The sequence below is a fragment of the Streptomyces sp. NPDC029169 genome, assembly GCF_055563935.1.
In genome coordinates, this window is record NZ_JBVHXA010000014.1 from 45,802 (window position 1) to 61,957 (window position 16,156).

At 73.5% G+C, this 16,156-nt stretch carries 10 protein-coding genes; 6 read left to right on the forward strand and 4 right to left on the reverse strand.

The genetic code is table 11. From position 1 onward, the window contains the following. Positions 1–14: 14 nt before the first annotated feature. From ACZ4VI_RS24320 to ACZ4VI_RS24340, 5 genes are read left to right on the forward strand one after another with little or no spacing between them, the layout of a single operon-like run. A complete protein-coding gene (locus ACZ4VI_RS24320) occupies positions 15–1,847 on the forward strand; it encodes an ABC transporter substrate-binding protein (RefSeq protein ID WP_468002359.1) in 1,833 nt (610 codons plus the stop codon). Positions 1,848–1,859: 12 nt separating this feature from the next. Further along, a complete protein-coding gene (locus ACZ4VI_RS24325) occupies positions 1,860–2,921 on the forward strand; it encodes an ABC transporter permease (RefSeq protein WP_468002361.1) in 1,062 nt (353 codons plus the stop codon). Further along, positions 2,918–3,805 (forward strand): ABC transporter permease, encoded by an 888-nt coding sequence (locus ACZ4VI_RS24330; RefSeq protein WP_468002363.1) that lies wholly within the window; start codon positions 2,918–2,920, stop codon positions 3,803–3,805. Before ACZ4VI_RS24325 ends, ACZ4VI_RS24330 begins: the two co-directional genes overlap by 4 nt. After that, a complete protein-coding gene (locus ACZ4VI_RS24335; protein WP_468002365.1) occupies positions 3,802–4,770 on the forward strand; it encodes an ABC transporter ATP-binding protein in 969 nt (322 codons plus the stop codon). Before ACZ4VI_RS24330 ends, ACZ4VI_RS24335 begins: the two co-directional genes overlap by 4 nt. Continuing rightward, on the forward strand, positions 4,767–5,825 hold the full coding sequence (locus ACZ4VI_RS24340) for an ABC transporter ATP-binding protein (protein WP_468002367.1): 1,059 nt from the start codon (positions 4,767–4,769) through the stop codon (positions 5,823–5,825). The genes ACZ4VI_RS24335 and ACZ4VI_RS24340 overlap by 4 nt, the downstream gene beginning before the upstream one ends. Before the next feature lie 326 nt (positions 5,826–6,151). Here the strand turns inward: ACZ4VI_RS24340 and ACZ4VI_RS24345 are convergent, their stop codons facing one another. Both ACZ4VI_RS24345 and ACZ4VI_RS24350 read right to left on the reverse strand, forming a co-directional pair. Further along, on the reverse strand, positions 6,152–7,378 hold the full coding sequence (locus ACZ4VI_RS24345) for a hypothetical protein (RefSeq protein ID WP_468002368.1): 1,227 nt from the start codon (positions 7,376–7,378) through the stop codon (positions 6,152–6,154). Between the two features lie 152 nt (positions 7,379–7,530). Continuing rightward, positions 7,531–8,664, reverse strand: coding sequence for a type III polyketide synthase (locus tag ACZ4VI_RS24350; protein WP_468002370.1), 1,134 nt, complete (start codon positions 8,662–8,664; stop codon positions 7,531–7,533). Positions 8,665–8,876: 212 nt separating this feature from the next. Between ACZ4VI_RS24350 and ACZ4VI_RS24355 the strand changes: the two genes are divergently transcribed. Continuing rightward, a complete protein-coding gene (locus tag ACZ4VI_RS24355) occupies positions 8,877–10,112 on the forward strand; it encodes a cytochrome P450 (RefSeq protein ID WP_468002371.1) in 1,236 nt (411 codons plus the stop codon). A 67-nt stretch (positions 10,113–10,179) separates the two neighbouring features. Here the strand turns inward: ACZ4VI_RS24355 and ACZ4VI_RS24360 are convergent, their stop codons facing one another. Continuing rightward, on the reverse strand, positions 10,180–11,136 hold the full coding sequence (locus ACZ4VI_RS24360) for a bifunctional riboflavin kinase/FAD synthetase (RefSeq protein ID WP_468002372.1): 957 nt from the start codon (positions 11,134–11,136) through the stop codon (positions 10,180–10,182). Positions 11,137–11,176: 40 nt separating this feature from the next. Then, positions 11,177–15,892, reverse strand: coding sequence for a trypsin-like peptidase domain-containing protein (locus tag ACZ4VI_RS24365; RefSeq protein ID WP_468002373.1), 4,716 nt, complete (start codon positions 15,890–15,892; stop codon positions 11,177–11,179). Positions 15,893–16,156 lie beyond the last annotated feature (264 nt).

The window sequence follows — 16,156 nt, forward strand, 5'->3', positions numbered from 1 at the left end:
TACGTCCTATGGTCATGGTCACGAAGGTTCCGCCCCGCCCCGCCGCCCCCCGAAGACTCCCCCGGCTGCTCCTCGCCGCGGGCGTCACCGCCGCCACGCTCGTGGCCGTCCCCCAGGCCACCGCCCAGGCCGCCGAAGGGAACACCACCCTCACCGTCGCCGTCTCGCAGAGCGTCGACTCCCTGAGCCCCTTCCTCGCCCAGAAGCTCGTCTCGACCAGCATCCACCGGTTGGCGTACGAGTACCTGACCAACTACGACGCGAAGGACGCCAGGGCGATCCCGGGCCTGGCGACCGAGTGGACGTCCTCCCCCGACAAGCTGACCTGGACGTACACGATCCGCACGGACTCGAAGTGGTCCGACGGGAAGCAGGCCACCGCCGAGGACGCCGCCTGGACCTTCAACAAGATGATGACGGACGAGAACGCCGCCACCGCGAACGGCAGCTTCACGGCCAACTTCAAGAAGGTCACCGCGCCCGACCCGCGGACGCTCGTCATCGAGCTGAAGAAGCCGCAGGCCACGATGACGGCGCTCGACGTCCCGATCGTGCCCAAGCACGTCTGGGAGAAGGTCGGCGACTTCTCGAAGTTCAACAACGACCAGCAGTTCCCGATCGTCGGCAACGGCCCGTTCGTCATCACGGACTTCAAGGTCGACCAGTACATCAAGCTGAAGCCCAACAAGGGCTTCTGGCGCGGCGCACCCAAGTTCGACGAGCTGGTGTTCAAGTACTACAAGGACGGTGACGCCGCCGTCGCCGCGCTCCAGAAGGGCGAGGTGTCCTTCGTACCGAACCTGACGCCCGCTCAGGCGGCCGCCCTGAAGACGGCGAAGAACATCAAGGTCAACGACGCTCCCGGCCGGCGCTTCTTCGCCCTGGCCACCAACCCGGGCGCGAAGGCCAAGGACGGCAAGACCTTCGGTAACGGGCACAAGGCGCTGCTCGACCCGGCCGTCCGCAAGGCGCTCTTCCTCGCCGTCGACCGGGCCACGATCGTCGACAAGGTGTTCCAGGGCCACGCCGTCGAGGGCGAGGGCTACATCCCGCCGCGCTTCGGCACGTACTTCTGGAAGCCGGGCGCCGGACAGAAGCTGGCCTACGACCCCGCCAAGGCCGCGCAGCTCCTCGACCAGGCCGGGTACAAGAAGAACGGCGAGGGCAAGCGGGTCGGCAAGGACGGCAGGGCGCTGGACTTCCGGATCCTGTGCCACGCCACCGACCCGAACGACAAGGCCGTCGGCAAGTACCTCCAGGAGTGGTGGGGCGAGCTCGGCATCGGGCTGAAGGTGGAGTGCCTCGACAACGTCGGCGACCCGTGGACGAAGGGCGACTACGACCTCGCCTTCGACGGCTGGTCGGTCAACCCCGACCCCGACTACGTCCTGTCGATCCACACCTGCGGCACCCTGCCCGCGACCCCGAAGGACACCGGCGCCACCGACAACTTCATCTGCGACCGCCAGTTCGACGCGCTCTACGCGCAGCAGGCGGTGGAGTACGACGCCGCCAAGCGGGCGGATCTGGTCAAGCAGATGCAGTCCCGGCTGTACGACACGGGGTACATGAACATCATGGCCTACCCGAACGCCCTGGAGGCGTACCGCACGGACCAGATCAGGTCCATCACGACCATGCCGGCGGCCGCCGGCAACCTCTGGGGCCAGGACGGCTACTGGAGCTGGTGGTCGGCCGAGCCGGCCGTCGCCACCGCCGGCTCCGAAGCGGACGGCGGCTCGTCCACCGGCCTCGTCGTCGGTATCGGCGCGGCCGCGGTCGCCGTGGTCGGCATCGGCGTCTTCCTCGGCATCCGGCGCCGGTCCACCGCCGACGACCGCGAGTAGACGAGCAGAGTCGTGACGACAGCAAGCACCCCCGCCGACGTGGCGCGGACCGAGAAGATCCGCGCCACGGACGGCGCCTCCCGCACCGGTACGACCCTCCAGTACCTCCGCTACGTGGCCGGGAAGCTGGGCGGCGCGGCCGTCTCGCTCTTCGCCGTGCTGGTCACCAGCTTCTTCCTGTTCCGGATCATCCCCGGCGACCCGGTCAAGGCGATGACCCACGGAGTCCCCACCTCGGCCGAGCAGCTGGCGACGCTGCGCCGGCAGTTCGGGCTCGATCTGCCGCTGTGGCAGCAGTTCACCGACTACTGCGCCAAGGCGCTGAGCGGCGACCTCGGCACCTCGTACCAGTTCCATGCCCCGGTCGGCGACCTCATCGCGCAGAAGCTGCCGGCGACGCTGCTGCTCACCGGTGTCGCCGTGGTGCTCTACTCGGCGCTCGGGCTCTGGCTCGGCACCCGCTCCGCCTGGCGCCACGGCGGGCTCGGCGACAAGGTGAACACCGGAGTCGCGCTGACGCTGTGGTCGGTGCCCTCGTTCTGGCTCGGGCTGCTCCTGATCATCGTCTTCTCGGTCGGCATCGGACCGGTCCCGGGGCTCTTCCCGACGGGCGGCATGGAGTCGGGCACGGGCGAGACCGGCTTCGCGTACGTCATGGACGTCGCCCACCACATGGTGCTGCCCGTCGTCACCCTGGTGGCGGTCGGGTACGCGCAGACGCTGCTCGTCATGCGCTCCTCGCTGCTGGACGAGATGGGCAGCGACTATCTGACGACCGCCCGGGCGAAGGGGCTGCGCGACGACGCCGTACGGCACCGGCACGCCGTACCGAACGCGCTCCTGCCGACGGTGACCATGGTCTTCATCAACCTGGGGCATGTGGCGGCCGGTTCGATCCTGGTGGAGACGGTGTTCTCCTGGCCGGGCCTCGGCGGGCTGTTCTACCAGGCGCTCAGCGTGCCCGATCTGCCCCTGGTCCAGGGCCTGTTCGTGGTCTTCGCGGGCGCGATGATCGTGATGAACCTGATCGCCGATCTGCTCTATCCGCTGCTCGACCCCCGGGTGGGCCGATGACGACCTCTCTGTCCTGGCAACGCCGACGCGGTACGGTGGCCCGCTTCTGGAAGCAGTACCGGACCCACCGCGCCGGTCTCTACGGTCTGGCCGGGCTCGCCCTGATCGCGCTGCTCGCGCTCGCCGCCCCGCTGATCGTCGGCGCGGACGTGCAGTCGGTGACGAACGCGCCGGGTACCGCCCTGGAGTCCCCGAGTGCCGAATTCCCCCTCGGGACCGACCAGTTCGGGCGTTCGCTGCTCGGCCTGCTGATCTGGGGCGCGCGGATCTCGCTGCTGGTCGGGCTGCTCGCGGCGGCGCTCTCGGTCGCCATCGGCACCCTCGTCGGGATCATCGCCGGGCACTACGGCGGCTGGTTCTCGACGGTCGTCATGCGGATCACCGACTGGTTCCTCGTGATGCCGACGCTCGTCCTCGCGATCGTCCTCGCGACCGTGCTGTCCCGCTCGATGTGGACGGTGATCCTCGCGATCGGCGTCACCAGCTGGCCGACGACGGCCCGCCTCGTGCGCGCCCAGACGATCGCGGTGGAGTCCCGCCCGTACATCGAACGGGCCACGGCGCTCGGCGGCGGACACGGGCACATCATGAGCCGGCACGTGCTGCCCAACGTGATGCCGCTGGTGCTCGCGCAGACCACGCTCGGCATCTCGGCCGCGATCCTCACCGAGGCGACGCTGGCCTTCCTCGGCCTCGGCGATCCGACGGTGGTCTCCTGGGGCGGCATGCTCCAGGACGCCCGGGAGGCGGGCGCCGTGTCGTCCGGCCACTGGTGGTACCTCGCCCCGCCCGGGATCGCGATCGCGCTCGTCGCGCTCGCCTTCACGCTGTGCGGTCGGGCGGTCGAGTCCGTACTGAACCCGAAGCTGGGGGTGGGGCGATGAGCCTGCTCGAGGTACGGAATCTGCGTGTGACGTACGGGTCGGGGGCGAGCGCCGTCCCCGCCGTACGGGGCGTCGACCTCACCCTGGGCGCCGGGCAGAAGCTCGGGGTCGCGGGCGAGTCGGGCTGCGGGAAGTCGACGATGGCGCTGGCGTTGCTGCGCCTGCTGCCGCCGTCGGCCCGGCTGACCGGGGAGATCCTGCTCGACGGCGAGGACGTCCTCGCCATGACGTGGGGGCGGCTGCGGGCGGTGCGGTGGGCGGGGGCGTCGATCGTCTTCCAGGGCGCGATGCACTCGCTGAACGCGGTGCGGCGGATCGGCGACCAGATCGCCGAGCCGCTGCTCGTGCACGGGCATCCGACCCCGGCAGCGGCGCGGAAGCGGGTCGGGGAGCTGCTGGAGCACGTCGGTCTTCCGGCGGCGCGGGCGGCGGCCTATCCGCACGAGCTGTCCGGGGGGCAGCGGCAGCGGGTGATGATCGCGATGGCGCTGGCCTGCGATCCGCGGCTGATCGTGGCGGACGAGCCGACGACGGCGCTCGACGTGATGATCCAGGCGCAGATCCTGCGGCTGATCGAGCGTCTGGTGGCCGACGACGACATCAGCCTGCTGATGATCAGCCACGATCTGGCGGTCCTCGCCGACACCTGCGACCGGCTCGCGGTGATGTACGCGGGGCGGGTGGTGGAGGAGGGCCCGGCGCGGGCCGTGTACGACGCTGCGGAGCATCCGTACGGGCGGGCGCTGTCCTCGGCCTTCCCGAGGATCGGCGACCCGGCGTCCCGGCGGGCGCCGCGCGGCCTTCCGGGTGATCCGCCGGACCCCGCCGATCTGCCGGGCGGGTGCGCGTTCCATCCGCGCTGCCCGGTGGCGGTGGACGCCGTCTGCGGGGTGCGGGACCAGGAGTTGCGGGAGGCGGGCGCGGGGCGCCGGGCGGCCTGCGTACACGTGGGGAGTGGCTCATGAACCCGCTGACACCGGACGGGTCGTCCCCGGTGGGTCTGTCGGCAGGGGCGGGTGCGGGTGCGGCGACGGCCGTCGCGCCGCTGCTCTCGGCGAGCGGGCTGCACGTCGCCTTCCCGGGGCGGCGGGGGGCGCCGGCCGCGCGGGCCGTGGACGGGGTGGATCTGGACATCGGCGCCGGGGAGATCGTGGCGCTGGTCGGCGAGTCGGGGTGCGGCAAGACGACGCTGGCGCGGTCGCTGCTCGGACTGGTGCGGCCGTCGTCGGGCTCGGTCGCCTTCGCCGGTGAGCCGCTGTCGTACACCTCGCGCGCGCTCAAGGCGTACCGCAGGCGTGTCCAGCTGGTCCTCCAGGATCCCAGCGGATCGCTGAACCCGCGGCACACGGTGTACGACGCGGTGGCCGAGGGGCTGCGGATCCACGGGTACGAGGGGGACGAGCGGGCGGCCGTCGCGGAGGCGCTGTCGCGGGCCGGACTGCGCCCGCCGGAGCGCTTCTTCCTGCGCTACCCGCACGAGCTGTCGGGCGGTCAGCGCCAGCGCGTCGTCATCGCGGGCGCCCTGGTCCTCCAGCCCGAGCTGATCGTCGCGGACGAGCCGGTGGCCTCGCTGGACGCGTCGGTACGGGGCGAGATCCTGGCGCTGCTGCTACGGCTCCGGGACGAACTGGGGCTCTCGGCGCTGGTCGTGACGCACGACCTCGGTCTCGCGTGGAACATCGCGGACCGGGTGGCGGTGATGTACCTGGGGCGGATCGTGGAGACGGGGACGGTGGAGTCCGTACTGACCGCGCCTCAGCATCCGTACACGCGGGCGCTGCTGTCGGTGCTGCCGGAGTCCGAGGGTCCGCCGGTGGTACTGACCGGCGAGCCTCCGGACCCCGCCCGGATCCCGTCCGGGTGCCGTTTCCACGCCCGCTGCCAGGTTCTCGCCTCGGGCGAGGCGGCCCCGGTCGCGACCCGCTGCCGCACCGAGGACCTCCCGGTCCTCCCCGGCGGCGCCACGCGCGCGGTGGCCTGCCACTGGGTGACCGACGAGGCGGAGGCCCCGAGCCCGTGAAGGCCCCGGGGCCCCGCCGGAGTCCGTCCGACCGCCCCGGGTCCCTCGGCGGGGGTCACCGGGTGGCAGACCGCCCGGGGGGCGCGAGGCCGCTGAACCCCGGGGCCCTCGGCGGAGGCACGGGGGCGGACCACCCGAGGAGCCCACGAGGCCGCTGAACCCCTGGGCCCCTCGACGGAGGCACGGGGGCGGAACACCCGAGGAGCCCACGAGGCCGCTGAACCCCTGGGCCCCTCGGGGGAGGCACGGGCGGGCAGGCCGCCCGAGGGGCCCGCGACGGCGGCAGCTGCCGATGGCCACCGCGGGCCCCCGTGGCGTACGGCCCGTCAGTAGCCGTAGTCGGCCGCGTCCGCGGGCTCATCCGCAGACTCGGCCGCAGGGCCGGCCTCAGGCTTCGTCGCAGACTCGTCCGCAGCGTCAGCCGCGGGACCGGCCTCAGGCTTCGCCGCGGGCTCGGCCGCATACTCGGGCGCTACGTCAGCCGCGGGACCAGCCTCAGGCTTCGCCGCGGGGCCGGACCCGGGATTCGCCGCGGGCTCGGCAGGCTTGTCGGCCGGCTTCTCGGCCGGCTTCTCGCCCGGCTTCTCGGTCGGCTTCTCGGCCGGCTTCTCGGCCGGCTTCTCGGCCGGCTTCTCGGCCGGCTTCTCGGCCGGCTTCTCGGCCGGCTTCTCGGCCGGCTTCTCGGCCGGGCCGGAAGGGTTCGGGGGCTTCTGGTTGGTGCCCGCAGGGTCGGCCTTCGGGAGGATCTCGCAGCCGCTGATCGACGTCCGCGTCGAGACGGACTTCACCTTGCAGTCGTCCTTGCCGACGCCCGCGTCCACGCTCCCCCAGTGCTCGCCGACGATCAGGGTCGTGCCGTCCGGGCCGCTGATCTTGTCGTCGCCCGGGCCCGCCTGGATGAGGCCGCCGGACTCGGGGCCGAGGGCCTTCGCCTCGATGGTGTCGTTCTCGCTGCCGCCGAGGACCCGGGCGGAGAAGTCGATCGTGCCGACCTTGATGATGTCGACGCCGTCGTTGCCCGTCACGATGCCGCCACCCCGGTTGAACTTGCCGGGTGCGCCGGACACCGACCCGGTGGTGATCTTGTCGTTGCCGTCGTCGCCGTGGACGACGGCTCCCTTCTCCCCGTCCCCACTGACCGTGGCGACCTTGATGACGTCGTTGCCGCGGTTGCCGCGGACCATGCTGAAGCTGTTCTGGGGCACGAGGTGCTTGGCGCGGATGACGTCGTCGCCCTCCCCGCCGCTGATGGCGGAGTCGATGACGAGGCCGCGTACCTCGATCATGTCGTTGCCGTCGCCACCCCAGATGGTGACGTTCTCCAGGTCGCTGTCGCAGAAGATGTGGTCGTCCTTCTCGGTGCCGCTGACCAGCTCTCCGGGCGGCGCGGAGACGTCGTTCACCCAGCACTGGTGCATGGGCACCTTGCCCTTCGGCGCGACCGCCTGGGCGGGCGCGCCGGCAAGGGACGCCGCAGCGACCCCGGCGAGCAGTGCGGTGAGCGCGGCCGGGCCTCGGACGGCCCGACGGTGGGAGGGTGGCGTGACGGGCATGCGGGGTCTCCTTTGCGGAACAGGCATTGCGGAAACGTGCTTCGCCGAAGGGGCTTCGCGGTACTGGCTGGGTACTGGCTGGGTACTGGCTGGGTACTAACTGGGTACTAGCTCGGTGCGGTACTGGCCTCGTGCGGCCGGGCTCGCGGGCGTCAGGTCGTGGTCGGGGCCGGCTGGACAGGGGTCGGGCAGCCGACGATCCTGCGGGCGTTCAGGTCCGGCTCCAGGGAGGGGATGACGGCCGTCGTCCACCGGCCCAGGCACATCTCCGCGGTGATCCCCGGGCCGAAGCCGGCGATGATGCCGCGCGCCCCGTCCGGCAGACCGCCCGCGTCGAAGAGCCTGCGCACCGCGTCCAGGACGACGGCGCTGGCGATGTTGCCGTACTCCGTGAGAGTGGCCCGGCTGAACCGGAAGGACTCGGGCGGGACTTCGAGGAAGCGGCTGAGGTCGTCGAGGATGCGCGGTCCGCCCGCGTGGATGATGTAGAAGTCCAGGCCGCCCGCGTCCCAGCCGTGGTCGCCCGCGATCTCGCGGAGCGCGGGGGCCAGCGGCTCCATCGTGGTCGGCACCCGCTTGTCGAGCAGGAAGTGGAAGCCGGTCGCCCGGACGCTGTACGCGATCCAGTCCTCGGTGTCCGGGACCAGATGGGAGTTGTTGCGCTCCAGGGCGATCCCGGTGCCGCCCCTGCCCCGTACGACCGCCGCCGCGACCGCGTCGCCGAACAGGCCGTTGGAGAGCAGCGACCCCACGCCGAGGTCGGTGGGCTGGTAGCAGAGCGAGCAGAACTCGCAGGCCACGATGAGCACGTTGGCGTCGGGGTACGCCACGCAGAAGTCGTGCGCCCGGTTGATCGCCGCGCCGCCGGCCGCGCAGCCGAGCTGGGCGATGGGCAGCTGCCGGGTGTGGCTGGGGAAGCCCATCTGGTTGATCAGCCAGGCGGTGAGGGAGGGCATCATGAAGCCCGTGCACGACACGTAGACGATCATGTCGATGTCGGCGGGGCGCAGCCCTCCGTTGCGCAGGGCCTCCTCGATGACCTTCGGGACGCGGGCCTTGGCCTCCTTCTCGTAGAGGGCGTTGCGCTCCTCGAAGCCGGGGTGCTTCAGCGTCTCCTGGATGGGCTGGACGATGTGCCGCTGCGTCACGCCGGTGTTCTCGATCAGCCTGAGCGCCAGGGGCAGTTGGGGGTGATCGGCGTGGAGCGAGCGGGCGAGGGCGAGCGTCTCCTCCCTCGTGATCACGTACTCGGGTACGGACACCGCGGGTTTGCACAGAGTCACCACGACAGTCGCTCCTTCGTTCTCGTTCACCGCGAACTGGGCCCACACTCACCCCGTCCACCGCACCCCGCAACCGCGAGCGTCACCGGGGGGACGCGGAGGGTGATACGGAGCGTCACCGCCGTGCCCGGTGCCGTCCTCCGTCCGGGGGGCTGTGATCGCCCGGCGTGTCGGGGCGACCCCGGGCCGGGAACAGCCTTCCCATGACCTCCGAGATGACCTCAGAACCCGCGGGCGCCGCGACCCGGCCGGTCCCCGCCAAGCCGGTCCGTACCTGGGCGGTAGACGATCTCCCCGCGCTGGAGTTCGACCCCCTGCTCACCGAACTGCTCCACGAGGAGCCGGTGGCGCGCATCCGGCTGCCGTTCGCCGCCGAGAACGAGGCGTGGCTGGTCACGCGGTACGAGGACGTACGCTCCGTGACCTCCGATCCGCGTTTCAGCCGAACGGCCCTGCTCGACCACATGGTCACCAAGATGACCGGCCACATGGTCGCCTCGAAGGCGGCCCTGAACTACGCCGATCCGCCGTACCACACCCAGCTCCGCAAGGCCGTGACCAAGACGTTCACGGGTCAGAACGCCAAGCGGCTGCGTCCGCTGACGCAGGCGACCGCGGACCGGCTGCTCGACGCGATGGAGGAGGCCGGCCGGCCCGCCGACCTGATGCGCCATCTGCACGGCCCGCTGCCGATGGCCGTGGTCTGCGACCTGCTCGGCATCCCCGAGGAGGACCGCGCGGAGCTGGCCTCCTGGCCCGATCTGATCCTGTCCTCCGGGCCGGGCCCGGAGAGCAGCAGGGCGGCCAAGGCCCAGATCCACGGCTACATCAGCGGGCTGCTCGACCGGCGGCGCAAGGAGCCGCGCGAGGACCTGGCGGGGGAGCTCGCGGAGTCCCTGGCCGCGGGCCGGATCTCCATGGACGAGGCCGTGTCGCTGTCCATGGCGATCCTGATCAGCGGCGCGCACGCGGTCCGGAACAACAGCGCGAACATGGTGTATCTGCTGCTCACCCGGCCGGACCTGATGGACCGGCTGCGCGCGGAGCCGGAGCTGCTGCCGCAGGCCGTGGACGAGCTGCTGCGCTGGATCCCGCACCGCAACGGCGTCGGGCTACCGCGGATCGCCACGGAGGACGTGGAGGTCGGCGGGGTGCTGATCCGGGCGGGCGAGGCGGTGTACGCGTCCTACCTCGCCGCCAACCGCGACCCGTCGGTCTTCGAGAACCCGCACGAGGTCGACTTCGACCGGGAGGGCACGGGCCATGTCTCCTTCGGCCACGGGCCGCACCACTGCATGGGCGCGATGCTCACCCGGATGGAGTCCGAGGTGATGATCTCGACCCTGCTGCGGCGCTATCCGGAGCTGCGGCTCGCGGGCCCGGCCGAGGAGACGGTGTTCCAGTCCAAGGGGCTGATCCGCGGCCCGAAGGAGCTGATCGTCACCTGGTGACGAGGGGCTTCAGCGCTTCCGGCTCAGCGCTTCTTGCCTCAGCGCTTCTTGCCTCACGCTTCTTGCCTCAGCGCTTCTTGTCGTACGCCTCGGTGAGTTCGCGGCAGCGCTTCACGTCCCCCGCCATCGCTTCGAGCAGATCGTCGAGGGTGTCGAACTTGAGCATGCCGCGGACGTACGCCAGGAAGTCGACGGCCACGTGCAGGCCGTACAGGTCGAGGCCCTCGCGATCGATGGCGTACGCCTCGACCGTCCGCTCCGTGCCGTCGAACTGGGGGTTCGTGCCGACCGAGATCGCGGCCGGCATGCGCTCCCCGGCGGCGGTCAGCCAGCCGGCGTACACGCCGTCCGCCGGGATCGCGGTGTGCGGCAGGGTCTCGACGTTGGCGGTGGGGAAGCCGAGCTCCCGGCCGCGCTGGGCGCCGCGGACGACGATGCCCTCGACGCGGTGGGGGCGGCCGAGGATCTCGGCGGCGCCCTCCACGTCGCCCTCGGCGACGAGCCGGCGGGTGAGTGTGGAGGAGAACGGCTCGCCGCCGCCGGCCGTGCCGCTCACGAAGAGGTCGACGACCTCGACCTCGTAGTCGTAGGTGGCGCCGAGCTCCGCGAGGAAGTCGACGTTGCCGGCGGCGCGGTGGCCGAAGCGGAAGTTGGGGCCCTCGATGACGGCCTTCGCGTGCAGCTTGTCGACGAGGACCTTCACGATGAAGTCCGCCGGGGACAGCTGCGAGAACTCGGCCGTGAACGGCAGGACGAGGACCGCGTCCACGCCAAGATCCGCCATCAGCTCGGCGCGGCGGTGGTGCGGGGCGAGCAGCGGAGGGTGGCTGCCGGGCCGCACGACCTCGGAAGGGTGGGGTTCGAAGGTCACGACGACCGAGGGAACGCCCAGCTCGCGGGCGCGCTCCACAGCCCGCCCGATGATCAGCTGGTGCCCGCGGTGCACGCCGTCGTAGGAGCCGATGGTGACGACGCTGCGCCCCCAGTCCTGGGGGATGTCCTCCAAGCCACGCCAGCGCTGCACTGTGACCGCTCCTCGTCCGCCTGTTCGCCCTGTTCGCCTTTTACGCAGGTCTAAGACTGCCATGCCCACGGCCGTCGTCCCGCATCGGCATGGAACTGGCGATGCCCTGGACCGTGCGGCGGGTGCTGGGCCCGATCACGGCGGCCCAGTCGGCGGGGGCTTCGGCCGGCCAGCGGGCCAGCTGCGCGGCGAACGCGGGCACTTCGCGGGCGAGCTGGACGAGCCGTCGGTCGAAGCGGGTCGCTCCCTCGGGGGTGCGGACGAGGAGGAGGCCGGTGCGGTGGACGAGGGCGCGGGTGCGGACCTCGGGGCGCCGCTCGCAGCCGAGGGCGGCGGCCCGCAGCAGGGCGTCGAACACGGCGGGATCCCGTGCCTCGTAGCGTTCGTGGTCGCGGAGTACGTCGAGGAGTACGTCGAGTAGTTCGGTACGCAGGAGGCGGGACGCGCCGGTGCCGGGCGCGGCGAGCACGGGGGCGAGAGCGCTGCGGACCTGGTCGGACCGGCCCCGGAGCAGACCGGTGACCAGGGGGAAGAGGACGGCGCGAGCGGCGGGGCCGTGTTCGAGGCGGCGGTCGACGAAGGCGGCGGCGTGACCGGCGCCTTCGGGGTGGCGCTCGGCGTACGCGCGGACGAGGGCGGCGGCGCGCCGGGCGAGGGCGGGGGTGGTGACCTCGGCGAGCACCCGCAGGGTCTCTCCGGCGGCCTCCCCCGGCCCGTTCAGCCGCGCCTGGAAGGCGGCGAGGACGGGTTCGGGGTCGGTGGGGAGCGCGGTGGCGAGCGCGCTCGCGGGGACGCGGGGGTCGGTCAGGGCGCGGGGCAGGAAGCGGGAGCGGGTGTGCGGGTCGTGGAGGAGGAGGCCGAGAGCGGGGCCGTGCAGGGGGGCGTCGGCGGGGCGGGCGAGCAGGGCGAGGGCGGCGTAGCGGAGGAGTTCGCGGTCGGGGCGGGCCGTGACTGGTGCCGCGACCAGGCCGCCGTACGTGGCCGCGGCGGCGCGCCGTGCGGGCCGGCCGTCGTCGTGGGCCCAGCGGTCGACGGCCCGGCACACGGCGGACGGCTCGTCCTCGGTGAGCGCCAGGAGCAGGCCCTCGGCGAGCGGGTGGGCGGTGGCGACGAGCGCCTCGCACAGGTCGTCGACGGCCAGGTGCCGATGGGTGTGCAGCAGGGCCTGCGCGGCGGTGCCCACGGTGGCGTACGGCGCGGCGGCGAGGGCCCGCCCGTCGCCGAACCAGCGGCAGAGCAGCGGCTGCACGCCCCGGGGCTCGGCGACAAGCCGCTCGGCGACGACATCGAGAAACCGGGGCGCCGCGGTGGATCCCGGGGGCGGATCGGCAGGCACGAGCCGCCGCAACAGATCGATCCGCTCGTCCTCCCCGACCCGCAGGGCCCCCCAGAAGGCGGGCCCGAAGAGCTCGGGGACGGGGGCGGGGGGTAGGGGTTCGGGGGCGGGGACGGCGGGGTCGGGCCCGAGGGCGGGGGCCGGGGGGACGGGAGCCCAGGGGGCTGGGGCGGGGGCGGGGACAGAGGGCTCGGGACCGAGGGCCGGGGCCGGGACTACCCGGAACCCGGGGACGGGGTCGGGGGCCGGGACGGCCGGGGCCCAGGAGGCTGGGGCGGCGGGTGCGGCGGCCCGCTGCGCGGGTACGCATCCGGGCTCCACGCCGCCCGGCGGCGCGACCGGCGCGTGACGCGGGGGTAGGGGAATCCCGTCGCCCGGGAGCGGGGCCGGTGCGGGTCCGGAGCGCCTTCCGTCACCGTCCCCCGAGAACGGGGCCGGCGCAGGCCCCGGTTCGGCGCGGCTTCCGTCACCCGGAAACGGGCCCGGTCCGGGTCCGGAGCGCCTTCCGCCACCGTCCCCCGGGAACGAGACCGGGGACGGCCCGTGTAGGGGGCGGCATCCGCCACCGTCCCCCGGGAACGAAGCGAGGGCAGGCCCCGGTTCGGCGCGGCTTCCGTCGCCCGGGAACGGGGATGGTCCGGGTCCGGAGCGCCCGGGGGCGGGGCGCCTTTCGGATGCGGCGCCGGGGACTGTCCCCGGGCGCACGTACCCCGGGCGCACGTGCGGGTGCCGGTCGTTCCCGGGGGCGGCGGGCTCGTGGTGTGGCGCGGAAGGCGGGCCGCCGGGCGTGGTGTCCCGATCGGTCGGGGTCGGGCGGGTGCCCAGGCGGTCGGCGAGGTGGCGGAGGACCGGGAGGTAGGGCCGGGGGTCCGGGAGGCGGAGCAGGGTCTGGGCGAGGAGGCGGGAGGCCCACCACGCGGCGTCGGTGTCCGCCGGGCCGTCTGCGCGGTGCCGGTCCAGGGCCCCGGCCAGTCCGCTCAGGCGAAGCCCCAGCGCGTCGGAGCCGTGTTCGCGGTCCATCAAGAGCAGGGCCTGGACCACGGGGCCGATCCGGTGACGCGGTACGGGGAGGGGGTGCGGCGCCGGGGCCACGTGCGGGGAGCCGGGGCGGGCCGGGAGCCGCACCGGGGCGTCCGCGTCCCTGCCGTGCACGAGCGCGTGCAGGGCCCCGTCCACGTCCAGGTGGGCGCCCTGGATCCAGTCGGCGAGCTCCTCGTGGCCGAAGCGGTAGCCGGAACCGGCCGGAACGACGAGCCCCTCGGTCAGGACGGCCGAGGCCCAGCCGGTCCGCCACGGAAAGATCTCCTCGAAGGACGCCCGGTCCAGCTCGCCCTGCCCGGGCCCGAGGCACCTGCGGGCCGCCTCGTGGACCTGTCCGGCGACGCGCGCGGCGAGTCGGCGTACGGCCGTGCCGCGCGGCAACGGGCGGGTCCCGGCTGCGATCCGTACGGCGATCCGCAGGCACATCAGGTCCAGATGGGCGCCGAAGACCTCCTCCCGCCCGGGCCTCCCCGGCGCGCCCCCGGGCACGGCCTCCCGCACCTCGGCGAGCAGCCTCAACGTGAGCGGGTGCCGGGCGTCGTCGGCGGCGAGATCGGTGACGTCGAGGCCGTACCGCGCCCGGGCGAGCACCGCCTCGTCCTCGGCGAGATCACCGATCCGCACGGCGCCGGGCGTCACGCGGCAGGTCCGCCCCGCCGCCGCGGCGGGCGCGGCACCGGACGTCCGCGAAGCGGGGTGACGGTCGACGCGTACGGGTCCCCACGGGGCTCCCGGCTCACCGGGGCGCTCCTCGGCAGCGGCACGGCCGTGCAGGGACTCGGGGGCGTAGAGCAGGCAGGCCTGTTCCCAGTGTTCGGGGCGGCAGCCGAGCATCAGGCGGGTGCCGTGGGCGCGGAGCCAGGATTCCGTGCCCGCCGTCCAGGTGGGGAGGCGGTGGGCCAGGGCAGGGGGCATCTCCTCCGGACCGTCGAGGACGATGAGCAGCGGACGGCCGGCCTCGCGGGCGAGCGCGGCGGCCCGTTCGGGGGTGGCGGTCGTGGTGTCGCCGCGGGCGCCCGACGCGGTGACGATCCGGCCGGCCTGGCGCAGGACGCGGCCCACGGCGTCGGCGACCGAGGTGTCGTCCGCGCGCAGGTCCGCCCCGCGCAGCCAGACCGTGGGGGCGGGCTCGGCGCCCCGGGCGCGTTGGGCGCAGTACGCGGCAAGCGCGGTCGTACGGCCGCTGCCGGGGGCGCCGACGAGGGCGAGGACCAGGGCGTCGGACGCGGCGAAGGCGGCGAACTCCCGGGCGCAGTCGGCCCGTTCGACCGGCTCGGGCCACGTGCTCGCCGTGCCCACGGCTCCGCTGGAGGTGGCGGTGGCGGTGAGTTCCAGGACGGCCGCCAGATTGAGCTCCCGTCCGTAGCACGGCGCGGTCGCGGCGTTACGCCGCAGCAGCTCAGCTAGCGGCCCGCCCGCCGCGCCCTCGGGCGCCGGGCCCGGTACGAGGCCGTCAGGGACGAGGCTGCCAGGGACGAGGCCCGTCGGCCCGCAGCCCTCGGGCGCCGGGCCCAAGGGGGCGAGGCCCTCGGACGGGAGGCCCCCAGGGACGAGGCCCTCCGGCCCGGAGCCCGCACGCCTCGCGCCCTCGGACGCCGGGCCTGAAGGTGCGAGGCCCCCGGGAACGACGCCCGCCGACCCGCAGCCCTCAGGCGCCAAGCCCGACGGCGCCAGGCCCTCAGATACGAGGCCCCCGGGAACGAGGCCGTCAGGGCCCAGGCCTGTCGGCCCGCAGCCCTCGGGCGCCAAGCCCGAAGGTGCGAGGCCCTCAGGCACGTAGCCCCCGGCAACGAGGCCCTCAGGTCCCAGGCCCGCCGGCCCGCAGCCCACCGGCGCGAGCGGCAGCGCATATCCCGCGGCCCGGTGGTCGCCGTGCAGCGCCGTGCCGAGGACGGCCAGGACCGCTCCGGTCTCCGGGTCCACGACCGGGCCGCCCGTGGCCTGGCCGCCGAGGCGTAGGGCCTCCGCGCCCTCGGTGCCGATGGCGAGTTCCCAGGCGTGGCCGGGGACCCGGTGGCCGTCGAACGCGTACGTGACGGGTGCCGCGCCCAGGACCCGGGCCTCCCGCCAGCCGTGCGCCGCGATCCGTACGTACGTCCCGGGCTCGACCGCGGTCCGGGCCGCGACCGGCAGCGGACGGACGCCGAGCCCCTCGGTCCGTACGAGCGCGAGACCGCGCCCGGGCAGGACGGTGACCGCGTCGGCGCCGACCACGCAGCCGCGGTCGCCGGGGGCGCGCAGCACGATCCGTACGAGCCCTACGACGGCCTCGTGACTCGTGACGACCGTCCCCCGGTCGTCGGCCACGAACCCCGTTCCGCGCGGCCGACCCGCCGGATCGCAGATCCGTACCAGCGTTCCGAGGTCCCCGCGTCCCATGGTGTCGACGGTAGGTCGGCGGTGATCACTCCGAGAACCACTCAGGGCGAACGCGCCCCCCAGCGCTCCCCCGGTTCACTCCGAGCGCCTGCCCGAAGGGGTGAATACGTGGATCCGAGTGGATAGACACTCTCCCGGGGGGAGAGTGGAGGGGGGGGGGGGGGGGGGGGGGTTTCCCCAAAAGACGAAAAAGAGAAAAAAGAAGGGCCATCCCCAAAAACACCACACCCTTTCCTCTTTCTCTCTTTCCTCCCCCCCTCCCCA